Consider the following 10084-nt stretch of genomic DNA (forward strand, 5'->3'; position numbering starts at 1 on the left):
TGGACCCCGGTGAATCACCTGTCAGCCAAGAGCGGGGCTCGTGAGGTCAAGCATCAGCCGGTTTCCCCAGTCGTTGGTGAAGACGGCACTCGTGCCCTCGTAGCGCACGCTGAGGAATGGGTTGGAGTGGAACATCACGGCGACCCACTGCAACGAGCGGTCTGCGTGGAGACGGGCGAGGTGGCCGATGTTGCCCATGCCGCCGCCTCCGCCGGACATCCACCCTGATCCGTCCGGCAGCGGGTTCTCGAAACAGGTGTCCACCCCGTCGGTGCCGTACTCCTCGAGAGCCTGAGCCACATCGAACGGTCCTCCGATGCGGAAGGGAATCGGCTGCCCAGCATCTGGGTGGTACGCCCCCGGACCGTCGACATGCAGCTCCAAGCCAGAGTCGTCCGGCCGGTACAGCCCGTCGCGGATCGGCATCTCCCCGGATCTCCAGAGCCCCTCGACCCTTCCCACAGCCCGTCCCGTCGTCAGCTCCTACCAGTCAGTTCCGAAGACTGCCACGCCCAGGGACAGCGGGTGTCCAGGACTCCGAACTCGTCTGCCTTGCGGTGGCGCAGGTACTCCTCGGCCTGTCCATGGCCAGCGACTTCTGCAAGGGCGCCCCAGGACAGCTGCGACCGTCACGGCCGCACGATCCCCGTCCCCCTGGACGTCGCCGTATAAGCCTCAGCCCAGTTGCTCGGCCAGGCCCACGATGATGCCCTCCGGGCCGCGGACGTAGCAGAGCAGGTAGCTGTCCTCGAACCGGGCGATCTCGCCGAGGAGTTCGGCGCCGTGGGGGCGCAGGCGGGCGACGGTGTCCTTGATGTCGTCGACGGCGAACATGACGCGGTGCGTGCCCAGGATGTTGTGCGGCTTGTTGCGCGGCCCGTCGCTGATCACTGCGGGGCTGCGGTACTTCGCCAGCTCCAGCCGGCTGTGGCCGTCCGGGGTCCGGACCATCGCGATGTCGCAGCGGACGCCGTCGAGTCCGGTGCACTGGTCGGCGAAGAGGCCCTCGACCTCCCCCCTGCCCTCCAGCTCCATACCGAGTTCCACGAAGAACGCGATGGCGGCATCCATGTCCTCGACGACGATGCCGACGTTGTCCATCCGCTGAATCGCCATGCTGATCTCTCCTTCTTCCCCGTGCGGCCGGTGGTGGCCGCTGATGTCCCTGGGACGGAGCCGGGGGCACGTTCTCGACATCCGCAGACCTCCGAACTCCGAGCCAAGCCGAACCAAGCCAAGCCAAGCAGACAAAACCCGAAGCCCCGTCCGGACAAGGACGGGGCTTCGGGTTTTTCCGCTGTACGGAGCCTCACGGCAGCCTTACGGCTTACAGGCCGCCTTCACCCATTCCGTGCACCGCCGGGATCGTGCCCAGCCGGCCCTTCTGGAAATCCTCGAAGGCCTGCTGGAGTTCCTCGCGGGTGTTCATGACGAACGGGCCGTAGTGCGCCATCGGCTCGCGGATCGGCTGGCCGCCGAGGATGGCGACCTCCAGGTCCGGAGTGTTCCCGTCCTGCTGTTCGTCCGCGCGGACGGTCAGGGACGAACCCGCGCCGAAGACCGCGGTCTGGCCCATGTGGATCGCGCGCCGCTCGGCGCCGACCGAGCCCTTGCCCGCCAGGACGTACGCGACACCGTTGAAGTCCTCACGCCAGGGCAGGGTGACCTCCGCACCCGGCGCCACCGTCGCGTGGATCATCGTGATCGGGGTGTGCGTGATACCGGGACCCTGGTGGCCGTCCAGCTCACCGGCGATGACCCGCAGCAGCGCGCCGCCGTCCGGAGTCGTCAGCAACTGCACCTGGCCGCCGCGGATGTCCTGGTAGCGCGGGGGCATCATCTTGTCCTTGGCCGGGAGGTTCACCCACAGCTGCAGGCCGTGGAAGAGACCTCCGGACATGACGAGCTGCTCCGGCGGCGCCTCGATGTGCAGCAGGCCGGCGCCCGCCGTCATCCACTGGGTGTCGCCGTTGGTGATGGTGCCGCCACCGCCGTTGGAGTCCTGGTGGTCGAAGACGCCGTCGATGATGTAGGTGACGGTCTCGAAGCCGCGGTGCGGGTGCCAGGGCGTGCCCTTGAGTAAATCCAGTTGAGTGCGTAGCCAGTGGCTACGTACCTTCGGAAATCGAGGGGTGATCACCGTCATGGCAACAGCGATCGCGGAACCTATAGCCAGCGAGATTCGTGCAGGCGTGTACGGGCGCCAGTCCGAACGCCGACAGAACAAGTCCGAGGCTTCCACCGCCACCCAGCACGCTGCCGGTATCACCGAGGCCAAGCGTCGGGGCGCAGTTCAGATCGAGCTTTACGAAGATCTCGGCATCTCTGCCTTCACGGGTGTCGAACGGCCTGACTTCGAGCGCCTGTTGAGCGACTGCCGAGCCGGAAAAATCAATCTACTGATCGTTTACTACATCAGCCGCTTGTCCCGGATGGATCCGTTGGACGCGATTCCGATCGTAACCGAGTTGCTGAATCTCGGCGTGACAATCGTGAGCGTGACGGAGGGAACATTCCGTAAGGGCAACCTTATGGATCTCATCCACATGTTTATGCGTCTGGACGCGGCACACAACGACAGTAAAAACAAGAGTGACGCCGTACTCGACGCCAAGAAGAGGGCCCGCGAATTGGGCGGCTATCTAGGCGGTAAGCCCCCGTACGGATTCAAGCTGGTACCGGAATCCCGGACAGTGATCGGAGAGGACGGGAAAGAACGCATCATCGTCATTCAACTTCTTGAGCACGAGATTAGCGAGACCGCAGTAATTCGAGCCATATGGGCAACCATCAAACTGCATAAGAATCTTCCCTACACTCCCGGCCCTGGTAAGCATCATCCAGGATCGAAGACGGGAATATGCGTTCAAATGAGCGTGGACAGGGTTCCCACGCGAGGCCAGACTGTCGGGAAAGAGAATGCAGATAGCGAATGGGACCCGAAAACCCTAGACCGAATCCTGAAGGACCCTCGCATTGCCGGATATGCCGTCGATATCATTTACAAGGCCGGGAAGGACGGTCGAAAGACAAGCACAATCGATGAATACCGGATCAAGCGCGATCCGGAAACGATGGAACCCATCATGATGTGGGAGCCCATTATTCCTCCGGCAGAGTGGCACGAGCTTCAGGAATGGCTGAAAAGTCGCGGTCGAGGTAGGGGCCTTTCTCGTGGCAAAGCATTGCTCACTTCGCAAGGAATTCTCTTCTGCGAGTGCGGTAAGCCGAAGAAATCTCACTCGCATGAGAAGGCCTACAAGAACGCCTATCGGTGTTCGCGCACTCGGGGGCAGCGAAAGCCGGAGCATCACGAAGGGGACTGCACCATTAGCCAGCAGGCCCTAGACGATTACGTGGCACGCCGGATCTTCGCAATTGTCCAAACTGCGGAGCGTGATCCGTTTACTGCCGACGTGATCGCCGAGGCAACACGCCGCTTCGGGAAACTCTCAGAATCGCCGGAGAAAGCGGGCGAGCGCAGCGGACTGGTAGCCGATCGAAATGATGCCGAGCGGGCCCTAGAGACCCTGTATGACGACCGCAAGGCCGGAGGCTACAGCGGCGATGTGGGACGCCGTCGATTCCTTCGGGAGGAGAAGTCGTTGAACGGCCAAGTTGAGGCCGCAAAGGAGCGTATAAAGGAACTGGAGGCGGCGGAGACGCCAGCACTGCCTATCGGCCAGTGGCTACCTAAGGACCCGAAAGCCGACCCTATTGGGAAGGGTTCCTGGTGGGCGAAGGCTTCGGTAGCCGAACGGCAGGAGTTCGTAACCCTCTTCATTAAAAAGATCACGGTCTTTAAGAGTGAGTCCAAGCAGCGAAATCAGTGGACCGGATCAGACGTTGCCAAACGCGTAGAACTCGAATTTGTCCAGCCCGCGAAGGATGATTCGGAGGAATCACCAGCCTGACACCAAAGAGATAAAGAAAACGAGAGCCCCGGCCACTACTGCCGGGGCTCTCATATTTTCCGCAACGCCTTTTAGCTGAACGGTCGCACAACAGGGCTGATGTATGTAACGACTAGCCCGCTATGGGCCTGGAATTGCACCGGCTCTAGACGCAACTCAAAGACCTTTCCATTACTCTCCTTCATCAAGCCACACCTTGCCTCTCTAGCACTTTCCGCCATATCCCATGAATTCGAGTGGAAACCGAAAATCCCCAGTTCAGGACATTTGTTCAGGCGGAAGTAGATTGATGTGCTAGGTTGCGGACCGACTCCATTTCTGGCATTCGCCTTGCGCTCTTCCATGTGCGAGGGGCAGCCGCAAGAGCGCCCGAGCATCTCCACCGGAGAAAGGAAATTCTCGCCGTCGCAGTGGTGTTGCACCCCGCCGCGACCCCACAGAATCATTTCCATAGCTATTTCTTCCGGCCTGTTCACCTGAATCTGAACTCCAGATACATCCGTCAATAGCTCCGCCCTAGAGAAGCCATCCGAATCAGTATCCTGAACCTTTCCGCCGAATATCCCTCTAAGGTCATCGACAACGTCTGCCCTCTCTGCATTAATTCGCCAGAATTGACTAGTCTCGGGCAGCTTTTTATGTCGAATGCCGAAGTGAAACCATCCCGCGCAATCATCACGCAGCATATTTCCACCCCTCGGCGATCATGTCCCTTCTGATATCTCGTAGGTTCGCCAGGTCTTCGGCTATGCCGTATGCAATGTCTGCTTCGGCTGGAGAGTGCCCCGAGCCCACATAGCGCCAGGCCGATTCAGTGGCCGTCTCCCGGTCCTCCAGGACGAGAAGGGCGCCCCCGCTCTGATGCTCGGCCCGGACTGCGCGCAGCGCTCCGTACGTGGTGGAGTACTGGCGGGATTTGGTGAGGACGTGGCCCCGGAAACCGAGCGTGTGAGCCCAGGAGCGGAGGTTGAGCGCCTCCAGTTCCGGCAGGCCGCCCAGTCGCCAGCAGGCGGTCATGAGGGCGCGCAGATGGGGATTCACCGGGGCTAGGCGGATGCTGTCGAAGTCGGTTATGCGGTAGTCGATGCCGCCCGCGTCGCCGACGCTCTTTGAGACGTATTTCGCGACGTAGGCCGCAACGGCACTGTCCGTGACGGCCGAGGATTCCGTAAATGCGCCACTGTTGATGGGGTGTACGTCGAGTTGCTCACCCCACCTGATGACCCGTTCACCGGTCGCCGGAGAATACGGAGTGTGCACCTCTACCAATTCCGCAGCAGAGCGCACCACAGCCGACAGCAGTTCGGTTGTAGCCCACAGAGGCGGAGGCGAGCCAGGCCCCTCCGGTCCATCGACCCGGATTACCGCGTGGAAATGAACGGCGCCCCGCTTCTGATATTCGGCGACCTTCGCGAACGAGACTTTAAGGTGTTCGCCGAGTCGGGTCTGTGTGATTCCTGCGGCAGTCGCAAGATGCCGCCTGAGCATGTGGCAATAGCGGTTCCACAGTGAGCCGGCCCACGCGTGCCATAGGACGTGTCCGGGGTAGTCGTAGCAGTCCCGGCACAGGGGTTGTCCCACGGCGGAATCCACGTCGGCATGCCTCTGACCGCAGCCGACAGGCCGCCCATGCTCGCAGGCGCCGCCGCCTCGTCGAGGACGGCACACGATCCCGTCAGGGCCGCTCTCACGGTGCACCGCGCCGAAGGACGGGGCGGTGAGGGTGACGAAGAGCCGGGGGTGACGCTGGACGCCGTCCGCGACGCCCTTGCCGCCGAGGAGGCCTGAGCGGACCAGGTGGAACGTGTCGCCCGCGTGGAGGTACGAGCACGGCTCACAGCGCGTTTCACGGCGGTTGCGGCAGCGCACCGGCATACGGCCGCCCGGTTCCTCGCTCGTGTCGTAGTGCCGCAGCACTTCGCCTGTGAGTGCGTCACGGGTGGTGGTGCGTCCGGCGAGGTAGATGGGGTGGGCGCAGCCGCCAATGGATTTGATCTGTTCGAGCCAGCGCGGGAATCCCGGTTCGTGGACGAGCCGGATAAGGTCGCGCTCGGTAGAAGAAAGAAGGCGCAGGCGCTCAGCCTCATCGAGGACCGAGCGCCGCGCCTTATCCGATATCGGAAACATTGGGGGTCCCCTTTCGCAAGGGATAGGCGCGGCATTCACAATTCAACTCCTGGCTTTTCTCTGCTTGGCTATGCTTGGCTTAGAGAATGTGGTTTGTGTTTCCAGAGGGCCCCGCGGGGCGGTTTTCCGAGTTATGCGACCTCAAGATAGCTGGAGCTAACCCAGCCCTTCTTTCCCTTGTTCGCGCCGGAAGTCACCGTGCCGTAACTCCACTTGAAATCCTTGTTGCAGTACTCGGTGAATCGCACCCCCTTAGAGAGAATTCCAAGGGAGGTATATTTCGTTCCCGCGCCCGTGCGCAGGTTTATAGCAGTGGTGGTTTCTTCCTTCTGCGGCCACGCCCATTCCCAGTTGCAGGACTTCGGGAGGGATGCGGCCGACGCCGAGGGAGCCACGACCACGGCACTGCCGATGAGTACGGCAGCGGACGCCATACCGGCCGCGACACGGGTAGCGATGAGCTTCATTACTTGTCTCCTATGTGGGTCCCGAGACGGCCGTATGCCGCCTCAGGGTTTCTTCTCCGGCGTCAGCCGAAAAAGAGGCTTCCGAGGATGTTGACCATCTGCCAGGCCGGATACGAGAACGGAGTTCCGGCCAGCAGGAATCCGAACAGGGAAATCAGGGTTGCCTGATACCAGCGGATTTCCCGCGATCGGGCGATCATGACGACGTACAGGAACAGGAACGTGTCAACGATCCACATATCGGTTTGTGTCATGCCGTTGCCCCTCCTTTCTGGAATGCCACGGGGTCGGGTTGGGTCAGGAACGGGTCCACGGGGGGTTGGGTCCGCGCGATCCCTGCCGCATCGGCGGTGGTGACCAGGCGGGAGCGGGCGCGCATCCACCGGCCGCCCATGGCGATGACGGCGACGCCCTGTTCGTCCTCCGTGATGTTCTGCGCGGTGACCACGGCGTCCGGGTTGACGTCTCCGAGGGTCATCTCGGCTGACGCCTCATCATGCGCACGGTGGGCGACGCGTCCGCCGAGCTGTGCGCGCAGCGCGGTCACGCGGGGGCCGATATCCGAGCCGACCCGCTGTCCCGAGATGACCAGGTGGACACCAAGCGCCGCGCCGAGCTGGGCGACGCGCAGGAGGAGCGTTCCGCACTGCTCCGCCTCGTCGCGCGATTCCCGCGAGCCGTCCGTGAGATACAGCTCTGCCAACTCGTCGACGATGACGACCAGGGGCACCGGCCGGTCGTAGGGGGGCAGTTCCCAGATGGACCGCTTGCCTGCCGCCCGGCATACCCGCATGCGTTCCTGGATCTCGTCGACCACGCCGGACAACAGGCCGAGTGCCTGTGTGCGGTCGATCGCCAACGCGGACAGGCGCCCGCCGAACAGGCCGAGTTCCATGCCGCCCTTGCAGTCGATGCCGACCAGGGCGACCGGCTGGGGTGCCAGCGCGAGCACCAGGGAGGCCAGCAAGGACGACTTGCCCGACTGCGTGGCCCCCGTGATCAGCCAGTGCGGAACGCGCCGCAGGTCGATCAGCCAGGGCTCACCGTCCTCGTTCCGTCCCACGTCAGCGGACAGGAGCGCTTGAGCCGGCCCAAGGGCGGCAGGGGCTTCACCGGTCAGCGGATCAACGGCCGTGACATGGATGAGGACCTGCCCACGACGGGGCGAGGTGACCCGCACGCCGTAGACGTGCCAGGCGTGTTCCATGGCACGGGCCGCCTGGTAGTACGGCGCCGGAGTCTGCCCCGGATGCAGCAGCACCCGCAGTCGCAGCCCGGTTTTCGTCGGCACCGGCCAGAGCAGCCGAGGAGGCCGGGGCCGCAGCGCCGTCCCCTGCACCACCAGGTCGCGGCCGATCACACGACGGTTCGGCCGCGTGCTCACCGCGAGCCCGTTCAGGTCGGTCAGCCGCCGCCAGGTGGTAACGATGCGCAGCGCCGTACCGGGATACCCGGACAGCCACCACCGCCACGGCCACCGCCGTACCGGCACGCCCCGAGCTTCCAGACGCGGTTCCCACCACTTCCGAGTCAGCGCGCCGACCAGGACCAGCGCCGCCAGGACCCACACCAGCAGGGAGCCGTCCATCACTCCTCCCCTTCTTTGGTCTGCGCCAGCACGAGGCGGGCGCGCATCATGGCCGCTTCGGCATGACGGGCCGTCAGGGACAGCAGGAACCGGATCGCGGGTATGTCGTCGGAGACGGTCAGCAGCGCTTCGGTACCGGCCAGCGCCCGCAGGTCGCGCAGCAGCGAGCCGAAGTGGCCGTCGACCGAGAACGGCGAGTCGTCGCAGTCCGGCACGTCCACGCCGTCCATGCCTGCCGCCGTCCGCATCTCACGCGCCATCCGGTCCGCCTCGTCGGCGATGCGTCCCGCGCACGGCTCTTTGCACGCGAACACCTGCGACTCGTCCGCAGGCGACCGGCCGACCGGAACCGACATGATCTTGCGCAGGAGGAAGTTCGCCCCGCACACCACGCAGGCCAGGCCGTCAGCCTGGGGGCCGCTCAGGTGCCAGAAGTAGCGCTCCATCAGGAGTCACCGCCCGCCGACTTGCCACGCGGACCGGCCGCCGCCGCAGTCGAGGCCGAGGCCGAGCCGCTCCCGGAGGCGGACACGGGCGTGATGGCGTCGGCCCGGTAGGTCGTACCGGTCCGGCCGTCCACGGCCCATTCGTTGGCCCACAGGTTCGTGACCCTGACCTCGCTGCCTTCGGCAAGGCCCTGCGGCTGACCGCTGGTGACCACGTGGACGACGTCCGTACGCCGTCCTTCCGCCTGCCGGATGGACAGACCCGTGATCCACAGCGGGTTGCCCTCACGGTCACGCCGCTGGTCACCTTCCATCGTGGTGCGCGGTTCCGGAGCGATCACGCAGCGGACCGGACCCAGCCGCCCCATTTCAATCGGCTTGTTATCCAAGGGAGTTCACCTCTCTTCATCAGCCCACCCCACCCGAACACTCATCCGGATGAGTTGGGAGGATCATCCTCACCCGGCACCCGATCAGGGTCAACCACTTATCCGGATGAGTGTGGGTAGGTGTACGCGGAGCGGCCAACCACTTATCCTCATGAGTGCACTACCGCCTATACCACGGAGCACTGACAGGCAACACGGCACAAGCACTCATCTTCAAAGCATCGAGAACCCGTTGACCTACTTACCTAGACCGCGAAGGAACCAGCCATGACAGCCCGAGAGCACATCGAACGCGCCCCGTCCATGTACATGCAGGTTGCTCAGCGCATGGCCAGCGACATCCGGCGAGGCCGATACGAGCCCGGCGAACTCCTCCCGTCCGAGACGGAGATGGTGAAGATGTACGGCATCGGCAAGGCGACCGCGCGGGCCGCTGTCGCCGAGCTGCGGCACATGGGTCTGGTGGAGTCGCAGCAGGGCAAGGGCAGCATCGTGCTTCCCTCAGGTGGAGTGCTGCCAGCCACCCGTGTTGAACGCTCCATCCAACGCACTGCCAAGGGGAGTTGGCGCCTGCCGGAGGTGACGCAGACAGAGCCGCCAGCCGTCAGCCGGACGGCGCTGGACGGGCCCCCGGCACTCCTGTTGGGCCAGCAGGACCAGGACGCCATCAGCGTTGACCGCATGATCCATGACCCGGCGACCGGCGCCCGCATGGCGCATCGCGTCCTGATCCCCATGTCCACCGCAGCCGACGTGCCCTCGATCGCCGAGCAGCCCGACGCCGAGATCAGCGACCTGTACCAGCAGCTTGCCGACACCGGACTCAGCCTGTCGTTCACCGAGCACGTCACCGCCCGCGCTCCCTACCCGGACGAACGGACCGCGCTAGGGCTCAGCGACGCCAGCCCCCTCCTGATCACCTACCGCATCACCGGCGACGCCGACCAGGAACGCCCGCTGCTGTGCGAGGAGTTGAAGGCACCCGCCGCCACATGCCAGCTCACCTACCCCGTGACACCGACCAAGGCACCCGCCGCCAAGCGCCCCGCCCGTCGCCGCCCCGCATCGGAGTAACTTCTCTTTACTTGCTCAAGGGAGATCTCGCAGCGCGCGAGGCGGGGACCTGCCGCGCCGGCCGGGCATGCGGCGTTCG

Annotated in this window: 11 protein-coding genes and 1 pseudogene; 2 read left to right on the forward strand and 10 right to left on the reverse strand. The window is 64.2% G+C overall.

Annotated elements, in window-relative coordinates:
• Nucleotides 1-21 precede the first annotated feature (21 nt).
• The 3 genes and pseudogenes from ACFWP5_RS38670 to ACFWP5_RS38680 form a co-directional block, all read right to left on the reverse strand.
• Nucleotides 22-426: a hypothetical protein gene (locus tag ACFWP5_RS38670; protein ID WP_384167864.1), complete on the reverse strand. Its 405-nt coding sequence runs from the start codon at nucleotides 424-426 to the stop codon at nucleotides 22-24.
• 249 nt (nucleotides 427-675) lie between these two features.
• Nucleotides 676-1116: a VOC family protein gene (locus ACFWP5_RS38675; protein ID WP_384167867.1), complete on the reverse strand. Its 441-nt coding sequence runs from the start codon at nucleotides 1114-1116 to the stop codon at nucleotides 676-678.
• A gap of 211 nt (nucleotides 1117-1327) precedes the next feature.
• Nucleotides 1328-2077, reverse strand: a pseudogene (locus tag ACFWP5_RS38680) (pirin family protein); the annotation flags it as partial.
• A gap of 67 nt (nucleotides 2078-2144) precedes the next feature.
• On the opposite strand from ACFWP5_RS38680, the gene ACFWP5_RS38685 reads away from it, so the two are divergent.
• Nucleotides 2145-3914: a recombinase family protein gene (locus ACFWP5_RS38685; RefSeq protein ID WP_384167869.1), complete on the forward strand. Its 1770-nt coding sequence runs from the start codon at nucleotides 2145-2147 to the stop codon at nucleotides 3912-3914.
• A 71-nt stretch (nucleotides 3915-3985) separates the two neighbouring features.
• On the opposite strand, the gene ACFWP5_RS38690 is transcribed toward ACFWP5_RS38685, so the two are convergent.
• The 7 genes from ACFWP5_RS38690 to ACFWP5_RS38720 all read right to left on the reverse strand — a co-directional run bounded on the left by ACFWP5_RS38690 (nucleotide 3986) and on the right by ACFWP5_RS38720 (nucleotide 8883).
• Nucleotides 3986-4600, reverse strand: a complete 615-nt coding sequence (locus ACFWP5_RS38690; protein WP_384167872.1) for a hypothetical protein — start codon at nucleotides 4598-4600, stop codon at nucleotides 3986-3988.
• Nucleotides 4590-6041 (reverse strand): replication initiator, encoded by a 1452-nt coding sequence (locus ACFWP5_RS38695; RefSeq protein ID WP_384167875.1) that lies wholly within the window; start codon nucleotides 6039-6041, stop codon nucleotides 4590-4592. The genes ACFWP5_RS38690 and ACFWP5_RS38695 overlap by 11 nt, the downstream gene beginning before the upstream one ends.
• A gap of 131 nt (nucleotides 6042-6172) precedes the next feature.
• Nucleotides 6173-6508, reverse strand: a complete 336-nt coding sequence (locus ACFWP5_RS38700) for an SH3 domain-containing protein (RefSeq protein WP_384167878.1) — start codon at nucleotides 6506-6508, stop codon at nucleotides 6173-6175.
• A gap of 62 nt (nucleotides 6509-6570) precedes the next feature.
• The gene (locus ACFWP5_RS38705) at nucleotides 6571-6762 is read right to left on the reverse strand and encodes a hypothetical protein (RefSeq protein ID WP_384167881.1); all 192 of its coding nucleotides are present in this window, start codon (nucleotides 6760-6762) and stop codon (nucleotides 6571-6573) included.
• Nucleotides 6759-8096: an FtsK/SpoIIIE domain-containing protein gene (locus ACFWP5_RS38710; protein WP_384167884.1), complete on the reverse strand. Its 1338-nt coding sequence runs from the start codon at nucleotides 8094-8096 to the stop codon at nucleotides 6759-6761. The genes ACFWP5_RS38705 and ACFWP5_RS38710 overlap by 4 nt, the downstream gene beginning before the upstream one ends.
• Entirely contained in the window at nucleotides 8096-8542 is a 447-nt protein-coding gene (locus tag ACFWP5_RS38715) for a hypothetical protein (protein ID WP_384167887.1), read from the reverse strand. Before ACFWP5_RS38715 ends, ACFWP5_RS38710 begins: the two co-directional genes overlap by 1 nt.
• On the reverse strand, nucleotides 8542-8883 hold the full coding sequence (locus ACFWP5_RS38720; protein ID WP_384167890.1) for a hypothetical protein: 342 nt from the start codon (nucleotides 8881-8883) through the stop codon (nucleotides 8542-8544). The genes ACFWP5_RS38715 and ACFWP5_RS38720 overlap by 1 nt, the downstream gene beginning before the upstream one ends.
• 315 nt (nucleotides 8884-9198) lie before the next feature.
• Here ACFWP5_RS38720 and ACFWP5_RS38725 point away from each other — a divergent pair, with 315 nt between their 5' ends.
• Entirely contained in the window at nucleotides 9199-10005 is an 807-nt protein-coding gene (locus tag ACFWP5_RS38725; RefSeq protein WP_384167893.1) for a GntR family transcriptional regulator, read from the forward strand.
• The last annotated feature ends 79 nt before the right edge of the window (nucleotides 10006-10084 follow it).

It is taken from the genome of Streptomyces sp. NPDC058469 (assembly GCF_042721125.1).
Taxonomy (GTDB): Bacteria; Actinomycetota; Actinomycetes; order Streptomycetales; family Streptomycetaceae; genus Streptomyces.

What these genes read in the sequence shown, in the direction of transcription:
- ACFWP5_RS38670 (WP_384167864.1), bottom strand. Translation starts at nt 426, where the DNA reads ATGCCGATCCGCGACGGGCTGTACCGGCCGGACGACTCTGGCTTGGAG.
- ACFWP5_RS38675 (WP_384167867.1), bottom strand. Translation starts at nt 1,116, where the DNA reads ATGGCGATTCAGCGGATGGACAACGTCGGCATCGTCGTCGAGGACATG.
- ACFWP5_RS38685 (WP_384167869.1), top strand. Translation starts at nt 2,145, where the DNA reads ATGGCAACAGCGATCGCGGAACCTATAGCCAGCGAGATTCGTGCAGGC.
- ACFWP5_RS38690 (WP_384167872.1), bottom strand. Translation starts at nt 4,600, where the DNA reads ATGCTGCGTGATGATTGCGCGGGATGGTTTCACTTCGGCATTCGACAT.
- ACFWP5_RS38695 (WP_384167875.1), bottom strand. Translation starts at nt 6,041, where the DNA reads ATGTTTCCGATATCGGATAAGGCGCGGCGCTCGGTCCTCGATGAGGCT.
- ACFWP5_RS38700 (WP_384167878.1), bottom strand. Translation starts at nt 6,508, where the DNA reads ATGAAGCTCATCGCTACCCGTGTCGCGGCCGGTATGGCGTCCGCTGCC.
- ACFWP5_RS38705 (WP_384167881.1), bottom strand. Translation starts at nt 6,762, where the DNA reads ATGACACAAACCGATATGTGGATCGTTGACACGTTCCTGTTCCTGTAC.
- ACFWP5_RS38710 (WP_384167884.1), bottom strand. Translation starts at nt 8,096, where the DNA reads ATGGACGGCTCCCTGCTGGTGTGGGTCCTGGCGGCGCTGGTCCTGGTC.
- ACFWP5_RS38715 (WP_384167887.1), bottom strand. Translation starts at nt 8,542, where the DNA reads ATGGAGCGCTACTTCTGGCACCTGAGCGGCCCCCAGGCTGACGGCCTG.
- ACFWP5_RS38725 (WP_384167893.1), top strand. Translation starts at nt 9,199, where the DNA reads ATGACAGCCCGAGAGCACATCGAACGCGCCCCGTCCATGTACATGCAG.